At 68.9% G+C, this 16,881-nt stretch carries 14 protein-coding genes; 6 read left to right on the forward strand and 8 right to left on the reverse strand.

The window, feature by feature from the left end; translation table 11 throughout:
- Positions 1–240: 240 nt before the first annotated feature.
- Complete coding sequence (locus DLJ47_RS03210; RefSeq protein ID WP_109898617.1) at positions 241–918, reverse strand: HNH endonuclease family protein; 678 nt, start codon at positions 916–918, stop codon at positions 241–243.
- A 337-nt stretch (positions 919–1,255) separates the two neighbouring features.
- Between DLJ47_RS03210 and DLJ47_RS35605 the strand changes: the two genes are divergently transcribed.
- On the forward strand, positions 1,256–1,429 hold the full coding sequence (locus tag DLJ47_RS35605) for a hypothetical protein (protein WP_158289769.1): 174 nt from the start codon (positions 1,256–1,258) through the stop codon (positions 1,427–1,429).
- A gap of 201 nt (positions 1,430–1,630) precedes the next feature.
- Complete coding sequence (locus tag DLJ47_RS03220; protein ID WP_233257633.1) at positions 1,631–2,698, forward strand: ATP-dependent DNA ligase; 1,068 nt, start codon at positions 1,631–1,633, stop codon at positions 2,696–2,698.
- Between the two features lie 170 nt (positions 2,699–2,868).
- Here the strand turns inward: DLJ47_RS03220 and DLJ47_RS03225 are convergent, their stop codons facing one another.
- The 6 genes from DLJ47_RS03225 to fxlM form a co-directional block, all read right to left on the reverse strand.
- The gene (locus tag DLJ47_RS03225) at positions 2,869–3,444 is read right to left on the reverse strand and encodes an NUDIX hydrolase (protein ID WP_233257632.1); all 576 of its coding nucleotides are present in this window, start codon (positions 3,442–3,444) and stop codon (positions 2,869–2,871) included.
- Between the two features lie 174 nt (positions 3,445–3,618).
- A complete protein-coding gene (locus DLJ47_RS03230) occupies positions 3,619–4,395 on the reverse strand; it encodes a thiopeptide-type bacteriocin biosynthesis protein (protein WP_109898619.1) in 777 nt (258 codons plus the stop codon).
- A 12-nt stretch (positions 4,396–4,407) separates the two neighbouring features.
- The gene (locus DLJ47_RS03235; RefSeq protein WP_109898620.1) at positions 4,408–5,475 is read right to left on the reverse strand and encodes a lanthionine synthetase C family protein; all 1,068 of its coding nucleotides are present in this window, start codon (positions 5,473–5,475) and stop codon (positions 4,408–4,410) included.
- Positions 5,472–8,219, reverse strand: a complete 2,748-nt coding sequence (locus DLJ47_RS03240; RefSeq protein WP_109898621.1) for a lantibiotic dehydratase — start codon at positions 8,217–8,219, stop codon at positions 5,472–5,474. The genes DLJ47_RS03235 and DLJ47_RS03240 overlap by 4 nt, the downstream gene beginning before the upstream one ends.
- 68 nt (positions 8,220–8,287) lie before the next feature.
- Positions 8,288–8,443, reverse strand: coding sequence for an FxLD family lanthipeptide (gene fxlA, locus DLJ47_RS03245; RefSeq protein WP_109898622.1), 156 nt, complete (start codon positions 8,441–8,443; stop codon positions 8,288–8,290).
- Positions 8,444–8,455: 12 nt separating this feature from the next.
- Positions 8,456–9,697 (reverse strand): methyltransferase, FxLD system, encoded by a 1,242-nt coding sequence (fxlM, locus tag DLJ47_RS03250; protein ID WP_109898623.1) that lies wholly within the window; start codon positions 9,695–9,697, stop codon positions 8,456–8,458.
- A 539-nt stretch (positions 9,698–10,236) separates the two neighbouring features.
- Here fxlM and DLJ47_RS03255 point away from each other — a divergent pair.
- Complete coding sequence (locus DLJ47_RS03255; protein WP_109898624.1) at positions 10,237–11,622, forward strand: helix-turn-helix domain-containing protein; 1,386 nt, start codon at positions 10,237–10,239, stop codon at positions 11,620–11,622.
- On the opposite strand, the gene DLJ47_RS03260 is transcribed toward DLJ47_RS03255, so the two are convergent.
- Positions 11,586–12,782, reverse strand: coding sequence for a prolyl oligopeptidase family serine peptidase (locus tag DLJ47_RS03260; RefSeq protein ID WP_199235678.1), 1,197 nt, complete (start codon positions 12,780–12,782; stop codon positions 11,586–11,588). The genes DLJ47_RS03255 and DLJ47_RS03260 overlap by 37 nt on opposite strands.
- Before the next feature lie 987 nt (positions 12,783–13,769).
- On the opposite strand from DLJ47_RS03260, the gene DLJ47_RS03265 reads away from it, so the two are divergent.
- From DLJ47_RS03265 to DLJ47_RS03275, 3 genes are all read left to right on the forward strand, one after another.
- Entirely contained in the window at positions 13,770–15,179 is a 1,410-nt protein-coding gene (locus DLJ47_RS03265) for an APC family permease (protein ID WP_109898625.1), read from the forward strand.
- On the forward strand, positions 15,176–16,204 hold the full coding sequence (locus DLJ47_RS03270) for an acetamidase/formamidase family protein (RefSeq protein ID WP_109898626.1): 1,029 nt from the start codon (positions 15,176–15,178) through the stop codon (positions 16,202–16,204). Before DLJ47_RS03265 ends, DLJ47_RS03270 begins: the two co-directional genes overlap by 4 nt.
- Positions 16,201–16,881, forward strand: a 681-nt coding sequence (locus DLJ47_RS03275; RefSeq protein WP_109898627.1) for a GOLPH3/VPS74 family protein, incomplete at its 3' end; no start/stop codon positions are given. The genes DLJ47_RS03270 and DLJ47_RS03275, both read left to right, overlap by 4 nt.

Consider the following 16,881-nt stretch of genomic DNA (forward strand, 5'->3'; position numbering starts at 1 on the left):
GGTTGATGGATCTTGTGGTGAGAACTCATCTACCGTGGGCTCCACGCCCGTTTCCAGCAGCACCCGTATCGTCCGGCCTCGTCCGTGTCGCACCAATCAACACATTCGCGTTGCTGAGATCACCTCATTCGAACGAAAGCTTCCGGGGGCGAGAGGCGACCAGCAGTCACTCGCCCGGGTACGAACGTTTCTGTGGATCGGCAGGGCGCGGTTGTGGGCAGCCGGGAGCGGGGTGCGCGGTCAGGAGCTGCAGGTGTTGAGCATGCTTTGCAACGCCGACTTCTCCGACGACTGCAGCGTCAGGCCCCAGGTGTACTTCACGGTGATCCACATTTTGCTGTAGGTGCAGCGGTAGGCCGACCGCGGCGGCTGCCACGTTGACGGGTCCTGGTCGCCCTTGGCCTGGTTGACGTTGTCGGTGACCGCGATCAGCTGGGGGCGGGTCAGGTCGTTGGCGAAGCTCTGCCGGCGGCTGGTCGTCCAGGAGTTGGCGCCGGAGCGCCACGCCTCGGCCAACGGTACGACGTGGTCGATGTCGACGTCGGAGGCGGCGTACCAGGTGGCGCCGTCGTATGGGCTGTACCAGCGACCGGAGGTGGCCGCGCAGGAGCTGTCCACGACCACCGAGGTGCCGTCGCGCTTGAGGACCTGCTCGCGGGTGTTGCAGCTTCCGCTGATGGTGATCCAGTGCGGGAACAGGTCTCGCGAGTAGCCACTGGTCGAGCCCTGCGCCGCCACTCGCAGGGCGTTGAGCTGTGACTGTGCGGTGGCTTTCGAGGGGATGCCCGGGGGCGTGGCCGCAGCTGGTGTGGCGCCGACGCTGATGAGGCCGGCTCCGGCGAGCATCGCTATCACGGTTGCCGCGACGCGGGTGCACCGTAGGCCCAGGTGCTGTGGGAAGAGTCGCGCCAGTCTCATGGGAACCTCCTGAGCCACCCGGGCGGACATTGACGGTCTCAGATGAGTATGGCTGCGGTCCGGTGATTTCGTAACAGGCGGGCAGCCACAAGACGAACGATCTCGGCGGCGCGCGTCATCGATGTTTGACCCTCGCTAGAGAGATCGATCCCTGCGTATGGTGGCGATGGCTGGTCACGCCCACTCCGACCGCCCTTTCCGGGCGGCCGAAGGGGCCGGAACGGCCCGCCGCGGAGGCTGTGACCCGCGGAACCCCGCAGGGGATGAACAGAAAGGGGGACGGCTGATGCCGGCAGTCGAGGCGTGGTTCGTTGGCGGTCCGATCGACGGCCGCATCATGCCCGTGGAAACCGGCGCCGACGGGTCGCTGCCCCAGGCCGTCGACCTGCCGCAGACGGGCGTATACGTCGGCGCCACCGACCAGGCGAGCGCGGTCATCCACTACCGGTACGTCCGGCAGGGCACCGACGGCGAGCCTCCCACCTTCCGCTATGCCGGCCAGCTGCCGTAGGTCACGACCCGCACGAAGAGCCGCCTAGCTGTCCAAGCGGTCCCCGACTGCCCAAATGGTGGCCGTGGCGCCCCGCCCGCTGGCATCCGCCTGCGGCCGTAGGCATTCGTTGTCGCGGATCTTCACCCGAGAGTGGTCGTCGCTCCCCCACGATGATCTGCAGGGGGCGGACATGTTCAGCGTTCACATCCCGCGTTGGCGGTGAGCCCGGCCCACCGCCGGGCGGAGGCGGGCGCCGAACCGGTGCTGCGCCGGCCGGTCGCGCCGATGCTCGCCGCGCCGGTCGACGAGGTGCCCGAGGGCCCGGAGCTGGTTCATGAGCCGAAGTGGGACGGGTGGCGTGCGATCGCCTTCCGGGACGCCGACGGGGTGTATCTCCAATCCCGGGCCGGCCGCAACCTGACCACATACTTTCCTGACATCACCCGGGCCGTTCGCGCGGCCATAGCCCCGGGGACGGTGCTCGACGGCGAGTTGATCGTGCTGCAGGGCGGCCGGACGAACTTCGCGCAGCTGCAGCGGCGCGTCACCGCCGGCCGCGACCTGCTGCGCCTGGCCCGCGAGTGCCCCGCCCACTACGTGCTGTTCGACCTACTCGCCGACCCCGGTGGACAGGTGCTCCTGAACCGCGAGCTGTCGCAGCGGCGCGACCGGCTAGAACAACTACTCGCCAGCGCGCCGGCGCAGCTCACCCTCACCCCACAGACCACGGACATGCGGCAGGTCGCCGACTGGCTGACGCACTGGACCGTCGCCACCGGCATCGAAGGCGTGGTCAGCAAGCGGTCGACCGGCCGGTACGAGCCTGGCCGGCGCGGCTGGTGGAAATACCGGACCCGGATCACCACCGAGGCGATCGTCGGTGGCGTGACCGGCAGCCTCCGCGACCCGGACACCGTGCTGCTCGGCCGGTTCGACCGGCGAAGAACGCTGCGCTACACCGGCCGCACCCACCCGCCGAACCCCACACAGCGGGCAGAACTCACGGCGATGCTGTCCCCCGTCCGCGCGATGCCGCGCCGCGGCGCAACGGTGCATCCCTGGCCGCAGCCGCTGCCAGCATCCTGGTCCGGGCAACTGGACCGACCCGAACCACTGCCATATGTGCAGGTGGAACCCACCACGGTGATCGAGATCGACGCTGACGTGGCCTTCGAACACCAGCGGTGGCGACACCGGGTCCGGTACATCAGGGCCCGGCCAGACATGTCGATCTACGACGTGCCACTGCTGCTCGGCGAGGAGGAGGGCTACTTCGGCGAGACGTGAGCCCAGGCCCAGGCGCAGGCCGGGTCAGTTCGAGCGCCAGGTGAACTGGCCGTGGGCGGACATGCTGCCTTCCCATGGGGCATCGGTGAGTCGGATCCGCGCCAACGGGCACGCAACGGGCACGGCGATCGAGGGATCAGGAGATCAAGCTGGTCTCCCTGCGATGGCGCTTACCATCGCGCGAAGGATCCCAGCTTGCCCAACATCCGACCCAGGTGCGGTTCGATCGTTGCGGGGTCGGCGTTCGCCACCTCCTCCGGCGTCCACCAGCGAACGCTGCGGAACTCGCCGGAGTCGGGGACCAATTTCTGATCGCGGCTGCCGCTCAACACGAACCAAAGACTGACATCGACGTGCTGCTCCTCGAGCGGACCAACCGTCCGTGTGACGGTGAGGAAGGTTGGATGCTCGCCGAGGCGCGGATGGAACACTGCCGGCACACCCAGTTCCTCCATCACCTCCCGACGTACCGTCTCGGCTGGGTGCTCTCCGGGTTCAACGTGGCCGCCGCTGGGCAGCCACATTCCGGCTTTGCGATGGTCGACCAGCAGCACGCTGCCGTCCGCCTTGTCGTGCAGCAGGAAGTACGCCACCAAGTGCGGCGAGGGAGTACGTGGCTTCACTCTCCGGAAGATGTCGTGGGTCTCGGCCAGCCACGCCAGGCACTCTGCCTGGTGCTGTGCCTCCAGCTCGTCTGCCGGCGTCAGCGCCTCAACCAGCGCCCGGATCTCGTCGTGCACCTGCACTCGGAGGAGGCTGCCAGCCCCGCCTAGCATCGGTCAAACCCACCTCCTCATAGCTGAAGTCGGTGTGCCGGAAGACGAGCAAATGCCCCTTCCGCGCCACGAAGGAGAGAACTTGGTGGTCACCACCTTCTCCGGTATGGCGCTGTCCTTCTCTCGTTCCTGGTGCGTCTAGCCTTAGTCTGGCAGGTGTGGATGGGGCAGGCCGAAGATGGCGTGCTGCGCCGCTTGGGCGAGGATGGCTTGGGTGGTGGCGGGTAGGCCGAGCCTGTTCCAGTGGAAGATGACATGCAATGCGATCACTGCTCGTAAGCCACGGGTGAGCCTGCCTCTTTCGCGTTGACGATGGAGGGCTGCGCCGGCGTTCTCGAATGCGGTGTGCCAGGTGGAGGTGGTGCGAGGCGCACCGAGCAGCAGCCGCCGAACGTCTCCGGTGAAGCTCTGCCACGTGCGGACATCGGTTGCGGGTGCTTGGTTGAGATGTGCTGCGCGGTGCTCGACGACCTGTGCCCATACGTCGCCTTGCTCGTTGAGGTCCAGTGCTGCTGCGCGCATCAGGGCGGTGCACAAGATGAGGGAGTGTTCGCGCCGGGTGGTGGGGTGCTGGTGGAGGTAGGTGAGGAGGTGGCGGCTGTCGTGGTGGAACAGCGTGTGCGCGGTGGTCATGGCGTCGTGGCCGCCGAACGCGTGGGTTTCGGGTTCGTAGATGTCGTTGGTCCAGGCGACCCCTTCGGTGAGCAGACGGCGGGCGTGGTCTTCGCTGTCTGGGCTGTTTGTGGGTTGGTAGCGGATGCGCCAGGCGCCTTTGCGGATGAACCACCAGGAGGTGATCAGGCCGTCGGTCTCGGCTTTGGGAAGCACTCGGCTGAGGTGGGTGACCGCCCGTTGCTCGCGCTGCCGGGCGGTCTGGCCGGGGTAGGTGATGTTGACCTGGTGCCAGGGGGTGTGGTCCACGGCGGCTCTTTCTCAGGAGAGGAGGAGACAGGCGTCCCATGCGGTGGCGGCGGCGGTGACGAGGTTCGCTCCTGCCTTGCCGTCGAGAAGCCCCTCGGGCTCGTTGGTGGCGGGGCTGGCCTGCCGGTGGAGATCGTCGACGAGGTCGAGGGGTATGGGGCTGAGGGCATCGCAAGCGACGCGGCGGGCGGTAGCCAACAGTCCGGCGGTGCCGTGACACAGGCTTCGGTCGGTGAGCCGCCGGAGTTGTCCGGGGTCGGTGACGCAGGTGGTGAATGCGGTCTCGGCGAGGTGCTGGCGGGTGGTGTCGCGCAGGGCGTGTGCGGCGAGTTGCTGGGCGCGGGCGATGCCGGGGGTGCCGTAGCACCACGACGGCCGGAGCGGGGTTTGTTGGGTCGGTGTTCCGCGGTGTAGGTCGGTGAGGGTGATGGTTTGCGGCCACCAGATCGTGCCGCGGCTGTGCTGCTGCCAGGTGTCTAGCCATCGGCTGATGCGGTTGATCGCCGTGGTGTGTCCGGCGACGGTGATGCCGTCGCGGTGGCTGAGGGCGAGCAGTGCCAGAGGTCCGGCGATGCCGTGGGCCATGCCGAAGTTCGCGTGACCGCCGACGGGCGATGGACGGCGTTCGGGCCCGTTCCAACACCACCAGCCGGGCAGCGCGCCCCGCGGCTCGGTCAGCCGGACAAGGTAGTCCAGAACCTGACGGAGCAGCTCGTGATCGCCGAGCCGGCGCAGAACGACGCCGAGCCCGGTCAGCCCGCGGATGAGGTCGTACTCGGCGTAGTGCGGCTGCCGGTGTCGGTCGATGCGGCGGTGGGCGGCGTCGACCTGTCGGCGGGCCACTATGGCGGTGCCGTCGGCGGTGGCTGCTCGTGCCTGGGCGAGCCCCGGGTGGTCGGTGGTGGCAAGGACGAATGCGAGTGCGGGAGCGCCGTAGAAGAGGCTGGCCCCGTCGGCGATGCTCACGCCACCGGCGGTGGCGTGGCGCAATGCCTCGTACGCTGCGGGCCGGTTGCCGGTTTCCAAGTGCCGCAGGGCGATACCGGCCGCGCCGCCGGCGAGGGACTGTCCCGCGGTCACGGCTTACGCCTGGCGAGGGTGGTGCGGGCGATGGTTCGGGCCAGTCGCAGGCAGTGCCGCTCGGAGGTGAGGTCGACGCCGATCATGCGGGCGTGGTGCAGGTGCAGCAGGTCAGCCAGCACCTCGTCAGGGTCGAGCCCGTCATCGCCGATTAATGGCCGGTAGGCGGCAAGCGCTGCCGCGAGTCGCTCGTCGCGCACCGGGCTCCGGGCGTGTTCGAGCTGGGCGGGGTCGAGGCGCGGACCGGTCCGGTGCGGGATGTGGGTGGCGAGCCAGCGCGGCCCGTCGCCGGTGAAGCCGTCGGCGATGGCGATCATTCCGGCGGCGGTGGTGGCTTGTCGGTCGCCGGTGAGTCTGTGCAGGGCGGCACGGGAGTCGGCGGCGAACACCTGCTCGGCGGCGGCGAGGGTCGCTGCGGCGCCGTGGCGGGTTTCGGGGCGGTACGGGTGCAGGCTGTAGTCGTGTATGACGGCGTCATCGTGCAGGTGCTGGACCCAGTTGGCGAGATGGCGGGCGGTGTCGGCGAAGCGGTCGGTGTCCGGAAGTGGGATGCGTAGCCGCAGGTGCGGCTCGGGGTGGGGATACCGCAGGAACCACCAGCCGGCTGGTAGGTGGTCGGCGGGGCGGCTGGCGAGGTCGGCCAGGATGTCGTCGAGCCGGCCGTGTAGGTGTGTCTCCAGCCACCGTGACCGCCCAGGCCAGTGCTGCACGGTAGTGGCGGTTCTGGCTGGTCGCGCTGGTGGGGCGGCCGGCGCGGGGTGGGTGAGGGTGAGCAGGAGTTCGGCGGGGCGGTCGTCGATCCAGCCCGCTGGCCCTGGAGCCTCAGTGATCACGGTGCGGGGATGCCGGTCGAGGTGGTCGCGCAGGACCGCCACGTGGGTGTGGTTGTCCAGGTCAAGGCGTAGGCGGATGTCGTCGTCGCCGACCAGGACCTGCTGCGGGATGTGCCGCTGGTGGCGGTGTCGCTGCCAGGCGGCACACCACTGCGGCCATGCGGCGCCAGGAGCGGGAAGGGCGGTGTGGTCGATGATCCAGCGGGCGGGGTGCACGATGGTGCGTCCACGCCGCAGGCGGGGCAGGAACGGCAGGCCGCCGGCGTGTCCCCAGTCGAACCGGCTGCACGGTGCCGTCCATGCGGTCCAGATCTCGGCCAGGAACCGCATTAGCGGTTGCTGCAGCGTGGGTAGCAGCACGCTGTTGAACAGCAGCGGTTCGACGGGCTGACCCGTTGCCGGCGATACCAGCCACAACCGGCGTCCGTCGCCGGTCACCGCCAGGTCCTCGATCGTGTACGGCGGCGCCGGGTGGAAGTCGCCGAGAGGAAGGACGGGCAGCAGTTCGGGCGTCCGGGCCACCGGGGTGAGGCGGGCGTCCAGCGGGGGTCCGGACAGCTGCAGCGGGGCCGCGCCGGGCAGGGCGGTCGGCAGATGCCGGTAGACCTGCTGGAATCCGGCGAGTTCGGCGGAGGTGAGCAGATGCAGGAACCGGGCTGCGGCGACGCCGGCGTGGCGGGATCCGCTGAGCACCGTCAGGGTGAACGTGCCGCGGTCCAGATCGCGCGGGGTGTCGGCGGCGAGGGTGAACCGCAGTTCGGTGTGCGGGATCGGTGGCCGGTCGTCATCCCCGCGCAGCCGGTCGATCAGCGCGTCGTCGAGCACCACCTCGGCGCAGCCGTCGAGTGCGGCCTGCTGCGCGAGCTGTCCGAGCAGCCGGTCGCGGGCGGTGAACAGCGCTGGCGCGCGGCGCGTGGATCCCCGGTAACCTGACGGAAACCACAGCACGTTCAGCACATCACGGAGGGGAACAGCCGCTCCTGGACCCCACCGCTGGATGAATGCATGGTGATACTCGGTCCAGCCGGCCGCGTGAGGTGGCGCTACCGCCACGAGCGTCGACGCGGCCCGCTCCGCCTCGTGCAGCACCGGCGGGGGCAGGGTCACCGTGATGTCGGCGCGTAGATCGACGGCGACTCGGTTGCCCGGCTCCGGGATGGCGTAGTGGCGGGCGACGTGTGCGGCCGGGTCGGTGGCGGTCATGGGTGGGCGTAGGGCCGACAGCAGCACCCCTGTGTGGACCAGGTCGGCCAGCAGCCGCTCAGCGTCGGCCATGCTGGCGGGTCCGGCGATCATCGCGGCGAGGTCGGCGAACCTGACCGGGGACCGCGCCGCCTGGATCGCCGCCCGGACCGGACCGGTCAGGCGGACCGCGATGTCCCACCGCCGGTCGGCGCTGGCGTGGGCACAGGGCAGAACCCACCTGTCGCCGCGCCGGTATCCCAACGAGTTCGTCACCACCGCGACGGTGCGCAGAGTGTCCAGGTCCTGTTCGGCCTGCGCGGTGTGCTCGGCGATGAACTGGCCATCGGGGCGGGAGACCGCGTGATGTGCCTCGCCCAGGCGAACCGTCGCGCGAGCGCCGAACTGGACCGGGGCCACGCCGGCGAACGTGCCGAACGGGGTCGCACGGGTGGTCCAGCGCAGCAGGTACCGGAGCGCTGACTGCACCAGGCGCCGCAGCCGCTGCTGAGGCACCGGCTCACCGCTGAGGGCGCGTTGGATCTGGTCGGCCAGTTGCGGCGCCGCGCAGGTGACAGCCGCCGCGAAATCAGGCAGCGTCCACGTCTTGTCCAGCCACTCGCGCCACTGATCCGGATGACCGTGGGCCAAGTCGGGCCAGGCAGGCAGAACGAGGCCGTTGGGGTAGGCGGCGATCCTTATCAGCGCCGCACCAGCTGCGGGAACCATGATGCACCACCGAATCGACGGGCCCGGCGCGTTCGACGCCGGGCCCGATCGTGAGAGGAACGGATGGGTCAGTTGCCGTCGTCGCACCTGGTCGTGCAGGCGTTGGAGCCGGTGTTGCCGGAGCCGCACCCGTCGTCGGTGGCGGTGGCGTAGCCGCCCGCGGTGGGGCCGGCGTCGACCAGGCTGACATCCAGGGCGAACTCCGAGGCGTCGGTGTCGTTCACGTGCGTTCCCTTCTACGCGGGGGCGAAGGTGAGGACGAAGCGGCTGTGCCGCTTGTCCAGCACCGTCCCGGCCGGCAGGTCGCCGTCGGGAGTACCAGCGGGCAGGACGTGCAGCACCGGCGAGGGGCTTCCCGCATCCAGCCACCCGCGCATGTGTCCAACCATCCGACCAGCCGCTACCGCGGCGCCGGGCCCATGCGCACAGGCGCCCAGGTCGAACATGTCGTCGTCCGTCCAGCGCAGCGCGGAGCGGTAGCAGAACGCGCCGTTGTCGAGGGCGGCCGGCGTGCCAAAGCGCCACGCCGGGGCGACGACGTCCGCATCGACGGCCTCCTGCTGAGCCGTGAGAACAACGAATTGCTGCCCTGCATCGGTGATGCGGGTCGCCAGCCACAGGTCGAGATCAGCCAGGACGGTGCGAGGGGGCAGGTTCACCCCGGCCCATGCCTGCGTCTGCGGCTGCGTTAACAGCTCGGCCACGGCGTGGTGGTTGACCTGCTGGTCCTCGTCCAGTCGCAGGTGGACCCCGTCAGCGATGTCGACGTACCGCACCTGATGTGCCCCGGCGCCCTGCATCGACACGAACCCGCACAACCGCTGGCTGTGGCTGACCAGCCGGTCCCCCGTCCGGCGCATCGCCCACGAGCGGGTCATCCCGAACGTCCGCAGCGGTACGACCAGCGTTCCGTTCCCGGCGAGCTGAGCGGTCCAGGCCGGGGGAACGTCCCAGGCGCCGACCGTGACGATGATCAAGTCGTATGTGCAGCCCGGATTTACCGGTTGCTCAGCGTCCGCGCACACCACAGCCACGTCGTCGTAACCCGCCGCTGCGAGGCATGCGGTGGCCCGGTCGGTCACCTCACGATCGATGTCCACGGTCGTGACCGAGCCCGACGGGCCGACCAGCTCGCGCAGCAGCGCGGCGTTGTATCCGCCGGAGCCGATCTCGAGGACGTGCCGGCCGGGCAACCCGCCGTCAATGGCGTCGGCTGCCTGACCGAGCATCTCCGCGATGAGCCACGGTGCCGACACCGAGCTGACCGCCTCGTCGCCGATCCGCTTGGTCACCACGGCCTGGTCGGCCCGGTACGCCTCCGTCAACGCGGCATCCGGTGTGAAGAGGTGGCGTGGCACGGACCGTAGCGCCGCCTCCACGTCAGGCCGCATGCTCAGCCCTTTCTCCGCGTGATCAGCGACGAGCTGATCGACCATTGCGGCATGGAGGTCCTCGCCGCTCGCCGTGTCGACACTCATTTCGGGTGCTCTCCCTCTCCATCAGGGCCTTGCGATCGAATGGCCCGCCGTTCCGCTCTCAGCTCAACAGGGCGTCAAGCCGCTGGACTCGCCAAGTCACATGGAAGTGTGAAGTCGATGTGGTGCCGGTCGAAGGTTGTGTCCTGCTGGCGGGCACAGGTGCCAGGTGATTGCACGGATGCCAATGGGCAGGATCATGCGTATGGCGGCAAGGCCGAGGGCGCAGCCGGCGTCTACCAAGATCACGGCGGCGGATCGGTCTCCTGCGCCACTGCAACCCCCCGCGCTCGTTCACGACAGGCGCGGATCTGACGAGTAGCCCGCGCCCTGTCTCCACACTCGCCCGTCGAGACGGTGAAGTGAATGCCGAGCATGCGGACGAAGCGGTTGTCCGCATGTGCGCCGCCGATGAGCTTTTTCCGCATCTACCATCTCGGGTGTTCTTGATTGCGCCGCGCTGAACACTGAGTGACCCTATGGGCGCGACATCCACGCTGCTCATCGCCATGGTGGTGCGAACAGCCTGAGGAGGCGGTGCTATGGGTCAGACCCCGCGGACGCTCCAGCCGTCCCTGTCCGAGCGCCACTACTTCGGTGCCGAGCTGCGTCGGCTGCGGGAGCGGGCCAACCTCTCTCAGGCGCGACTCGGCGCGATGATCCGGTTCAGCGCTGACCTGGTACGTCGGGTCGAGACAGCGGACCGTTTCCCGTCCCAGGAATTCGTTGAAGCCTGCGACAGGGCATTAGCGGCCGGAGGGGCCCTGACCCGCCTGCTTCCGCTTCTTAAGGGACGTCGCGCCAACGAGGGTACGCGGACAGCTTCCCCGAGCGGTCCCTGCAACGCCGGCACCCTGCTGGCCGCCCAATCGGAGGAGCCGCCCGGGGTGACGGACATGGTCGTCCGTGTTCCCTTCCAGCCCGGCGTTCTTGACCGCGCCGCGCTGGACTGGCTGAACGCCTCAGCGGGACCCCGTCTGTCCGTGGCCGGCCGAGCCGGTTCGTCTGATCAGGTCTGCGAAGAGGATCTCGGCTCCGCTGAGACCGCCCTGGCGATGTTCCGGCAGTTGGATCACACCCACGGTGCCGGACGAGTCCACGCCCAGGTGCAGCGGTACGTCGAACGGGAACTGAACCGGCTACTGGCCAGCCCGCCCGCCTCGGAAGCGATCGGTCGGCACCTCTACACCTTGGCGGCGGGATTCTTCGAACTGTGCGGATACCAGGCGGTCGACACGGGCGCCCACGGTCTCGCGCAACGTCGCTACCTACGCGCTCTACGGCTGACACAGGCCGGCGATGACCGTCTCTTCGGCAGCTACCTGCTCGCCGTGAACATCGGCCACCTGGCCCTGCATTGTGGTCACCCAGAGCCAGCGCTACGGATGGCGCTCACGGCGGTGCGAGGAAGTGAGCCGCAGGCGACGCCAGCCGTCACAGCCGCCCTGCACGCCGTGGTGGCACGGACACACGCCCGCCTCGGACACGAGGGCGACTGCCTGACCCACCTCGACATCGCAGAGAGGCATCTGGCCCGCAGCAAACCTGAGGACGAGCCATCGTGGATCCGGTACTTCACCCCTGCGTACCTCGCCGACGAGATCGCCCACTGTTTCCACGACCTGGGCCGACCGCAGCAAACCCAACGGCACCTCGGGGAAGCCCTCGCCGAGCTGAGTCCCACACACGTCCGCCGACTCGCCATCGACACCGCACTCCTGGCCTCGTCGCTGGCTGCCGACGGCAAAATCGACGAAGCGTGCGCCACCGCCCATACGGCGGTGGACCACGCCGCGCGGACTACGTCGCACCGCTGTTTGCAGCGCATCGTTGAGGTTCAAGCCGACCTTGAGCCCTACCGATGCGAACCGGAGGTTCGTGAACTCAGCGATTATGTGCGCCAGCAGCTGCCGATGGCGGCCCTGTGATCCCCGCTGACAGCCGCTGGGGCCGCCATCGCCGACCGGTAGTGGGCCAGTTCTGCCTCCAATGCCGCACCCGCCCGGTTGGACGTCGCCACGTAATGACCAACATCGGGAAGTAGCAGCAACTCGTGCCCTACACCGAGAGCCACCAACTCATCGGCGAGCTCCTGCACATCCTCGACGACGGCTACCTCGTCAGCCGTGCCGTGAATGAATAGAACAGGACGCTGAACAGTGGCGGCATGGACCCGGCCCGCGCCGCCCCGCAGCCGCATTGCGTGCGCCCGCTGGAAGCGAGGTACGGTCTCCGCCCACCGGTCCGGATCGACGATCGCAGACACTGCGGTGGCCGCAGCGAACGGACCGTCCTTCGAGACTGCGTGTAGCGCCGTGTATCCCCCCGCGCTGGCACCACGGATGAAGACCTGGCCGGGCACCGCTCGCCTCATCTCCAGCAGGTGGTTCGCTACAGCCGCGCAGTCATCCACGTCGTCAAGGCCCCACCGGCCGTACAGCGACTCCCGGAAGCTGCGGCCATACCCCGTGCTGCCCAGATAATCGACATCGACCACGGCGAAGCCGCGGCTGGTGAAGAACTGCGCCTGCCAGTCCAAACGCAGTAGGCAGGAGGCGGTGGGCCCAGGATGCGCACGAACGATCAGCGGTGCACGCCAGTCCGCCGCCGAGCCCGTGGGGGGGTACACCAGGGCAAGCACCTCACGGCCACCGGGGACATTAATCCGTAGTTCCGTCGGCGTGGACACCTGCGCCTGGGAGAGTCCCGCGTGCTCCGACCTGGCGAGCACCTCCAACCGGGGATCGTCATCGGTGAGGTGCACCACCGCAACCTGCGGAGCGGCAGTCGGTGACGACCCGATCAGCGCCACTGTCGTGTCCTGCGCCGCTAGGTAGGGCTTGATCGAGGTATAAGGAAGATCGACCGGGCGAACGGCGCCGTCAGGTTCGATGACGACGAGGCGGTGCCGCGGCCCCTCCTGCACCACCATGGCGATCCGGCCATGGGCAAGGAAGTCGTACGACGCGTAGCCCATCTCCCACGGCTCCGCGGCACATTCACCAGTGATTGGTGCAACCGCCTCGATGGTGTCGCCGTTCCACCGGTAGAGGTTCCACCAGCCGCTGCGGTCCGACATGAAGTACAGCGCTTCATCTGGCCCCCATCGCGGCTCTACTGCCGATTCATCAGGGCCGCCGGCGACCTTCCTCGGACTTCCGATGTGCCCGCCAGGCAAGTACGGGGCAACCCACACCTCGCACGCGTCCCAGGGCATGTCGCGCTCGCTCCACGCAGCCCAGGCCAAGGAGCCTGGGCCGGGCCGAGGTGCACCAAGGAAACCCGATGATGCGGCAAGCGTCCGCATTTGCGTAGGCTCCGCCAGGGACATCCCGATGATTTGGTCGCCCTGATCTGATTCGCGTACCGCTAACAACTCGCCGTCACCGACGGTCAGGTCGCCGACGGCCCCCTCGGTAATCAGCTCGAGCTGTCCACTACCGCAGCGGCTTCGATACAGGCCGGCGTCGCCGACACACCACAGGGCGCCCTCGGCGACAAGGAAGGATCCTCCCCCGTACGCGTGCGCCCTGCTAGCCACGTCGAAACCGTCAGGACTGACGGTGCGTGCGCCCTCGCCAGCCCGCCATCTCGCCACGGTTCCGTGGCCGCCAGACTCGGGCCGAGTCTCCAGCCAGTACAGAGCGCCGTCGCCGGCACGAAGCTGGTCGTAGCTCGTGGAGGCGCGGACAGCGTCCTCCACTGACACAGCGGCGAAGTCTGCCGCCACGCTCACGGGCCCCTCTCGATCAACTCTGGCTGCGCACAGGCAGCCCCCCATCTCCCGGCTGGAGTCGCCAGCAAGGTGAGGTGTCATCGTGCCTGCGCCCACGCTCCTCAGGCACAGCCGACTCTACGCCCGAGACTCTCACCCCCTGCCGTTGACATCCTGGTCCGGGCCCCCGACTGAATCCTGGTGCCGACGAACGCCGATGCGGACAACTACCTTTGTCCGCATATCCGGTATCGACCACGTCGCCTATCCACGCAAGCCTTCATGCGTAGTGCAATTCATCGTTACGGCAGCAACAAATGCCGTGACCGCCAAAGACATTCATTCATCGGATGGGGCCAGATGCATTATCAAGACGACGCGGCGCGCTACGGCTACCGACAGGAGTTGGCGCGCCACCTCCGATTCCGAGACCTGCTGGCTTATGGGTTGGTGTACATGGTGCCGATCGCGCCGATGGCGATCTTCGGCAGTGTGTACGCCGGCTCGGGCGGGATGGTGGCCCTGGCCTATGCGATCGGTGTGGTGGCGCTGGTGTTCACGGCCTTCTCCTATGCGCAGATGGTGAAGGCGTTCCCGATGTCGGGCAGCGTCTACAACTACGCCGGCCGCGGCATCAGCCCACCGATGGGATTCCTGGCCGGCTGGGTGATCCTCCTGGACTACGTGCTCGTGCCGGGGCTGTTGTATCTGGTGGCGTCGGTGGCGATGCACGCGAGCGTGCCGGCGGTGCCCGTGTGGGTGTGGCTGCTCGGGTTCGTCGCGGTGAACACGGTCGTCAACTCGGTTGGTATCCGGATGACCGCGGTCGTCACCCGGGTCATGCTGGTCGGTGAGCTGATCGTCTTGGCGGTCTTCCTCGCGGTCGCGGGTTGGGCTCTGGCGGTGGGCAAGGGCCGGTTCAGCTGGGATGCGTTCTACAACCCGGACACGTTCACCTGGTCGGTTGTGGCGGGGGCGGTGTCGATCGCGGTGTTGTCGTTCCTCGGCTTCGATGGCATCAGCATGCTGGCCGAGGAGGCCCGGGACGGTTCGCGGCAGGTCGGCCGGGCGATGGCCGCCGTCCTGGTCTTGGCGGGGGTGCTGTTCATCGTCCAGACGTGGCTGGCCGCCATGCTCGTCCCCGACCCGGCGGGACTGCAGGCCGCCGGCGATCCGGGCGGGACTGCGTTCTACGACGCGGCCGCGGTGGCCGGTGGGAGCTGGTTGGCGACGGTGTGCGCGGTGGCGACGGCGGTGGCGTGGGGGTTGCCGAACTCGATGGTCGCGCAGGTCGCCACGTCCCGGCTGCTGTATGCGATGGCCCGGGACCGGCAACTCCCCCGCTTCCTGTCGAGGGTTTCGCTGCGGCGGAGTGTGCCGATCAACGCGACGCTGCTCACCGGCGCGGTGTCCCTCGCGCTCGGCCTGTACATGGCCACTCGGGTGGACGGGATCACGCTGCTGTCGTCGCTGATCAACTTCGGGGCGGTGGTCGCCTTCCTCGTCCTGCACATCTCCGTGGTGGTCCACCATGTGATCCGCGGCCGCAGCCGGAACCTGTGGGCGCATCTGGTGATGCCCGGGGTCGGGTTCGCGATCCTGGCCTACGTCGTGGTCAACGCCAACATCGCCGCGCAACGCCTCGGCCTGGCCTGGCTGGCCCTCGGCGTGCTGGTCCTCGCCGGCCTCTACGCGACCGGCCGCCGGCCGACGCTATCGGGTCTGGCGCCTGTTCAGCGGCCGTCGCGGCGTGACGTGGAGCGGGTGTGAGCCGCATGGACACGATCGTATACCGGCCGATGCGGGACGAGTTCGCCTACACCTTCGGCGGCCGCATGCCCGTCGCGCACCTGCGCTCCGGCGACCTGCTTGAGGTGGTCACGGAGGACTGCTTCGGCGGCCTCGTCCGCGGACCGGCGGACCTGCCGTCCCGGGTGTGCCGCATGCCCTACCTCAACCCGGTGTCGGGGCCTTTCTTCATCGAGGACGCCGAGCCCGGCGACACCCTCGCCATCCACCTCGTCTCCATCACGCCGGCCCGGGACTGGGGTGTGTCCGCGACGTTCCCGCACTTCGGCGCCCTCACCTCCACCGCACACACCCCCACCCTTCAACCACCATTAGATGAGCGGGTGTGGGTGTACGAGATCGACCGATCCGCAGGCGTCGTGCGGTACCAGGCCACCGCCAGCGACCACACCGTTGACCTGCCGCTGGACCCGATGATCGGCACGATCGGCGTCGCCCCGGGCGGATTCGAAGCCCGCTCCACCATCGTCCCCGACACCCACGGCGGGAACCTCGACACCCCCGAACTACGGGCCGGCACCACCCTCTACCTGGGTGTGGCCATGCACGGGGCGATGCTCGCCCTCGGCGACGGACACGCCCGCCAAGGCGAGGGAGAAGCCAGCGGCGTCGCCGTCGAAATCGCGACCACCACCACCCTCATCGTCGACGTGATCAAAGGCGTGGCCACGCCGTGGCCACGGCTAGAAACCGACCACGAGATCATGTCCATCGGAGCGGCCCGCCCTCTCGAAGACGCCTACCGGATCGCCCACCACGACCTGGTCGGCTGGACCACCACCCTCACCGACCTCGACCCCCTTGATGCTTACCAGCTCGTGTCGCAGGCGGGACGGGCGCCGATCGGCAACGTGTGCGACCCCAACTACACGATCCTGGCCGCCGTCGCGAAGACCCTGCTCCCCTCCGTGTCCGAACCGTATGGCGGGGCGCATGACAGGCTGCGGCAGCTCGCAACCGCGGCCGCAGCTGGGGGTGGATCGTGACGGCGTCGGTTCCCCGCCTACCCCTGCGGGATGAGCTGTTCCTGCTCGGCCACGACGACGACACCGGCCACCCACACCTGCACCGCGACGCCCTCGCCCTCGGCCTGGCCGGCGCCGTCCTGATCGACCTGTTCCTCACCGGACGAGTCAACCTCGACCACATCAACCCAGCCCACCCTGCCGGCGAGCAACGGCTCCGCCTGCATATCGACCGGCCGGTCGGCGACCTGATCGCCGACACCGCACTCGCCTCCATCCGCTACGCCCACACGGCCCCGCCGCTGAAGGTGTGGCTCCGCAGCTTCGCCCACGACCTGTACGACCGAACCCGCGCCGGCCTCGTCGCAGCCGGAATCCTTCGCCACACCACCCGCCGACGCCTCGGCGGCCTCGTCCGCGCCGACACCTACCTCGCCACCGACACGAAATGGGCCATCGTCGCCCGAGCCCGACTGCGCTACCTCGCCGCCAGACGCGAGCAACCCGACAACCACACCGCCGCCCTCGCCGGCCTCGTCGCCGTCCTCGGACTCACCCCATACCTCTACCTCGACGACGACACCACCACCCTCACCGCGCACCTGAAGACCATCGCCCACCAGCACCACCGCCCAGTACGCGACATCACCGCCACCATCGACGCCACCCTCGGCGACCTCGCCACCGCCACCTACCGC

This window comes from Micromonospora sp. S4605 (genome assembly GCF_003176715.1).
Lineage (GTDB): Bacteria > Actinomycetota > Actinomycetes > Mycobacteriales > Micromonosporaceae > Micromonospora > Micromonospora echinaurantiaca.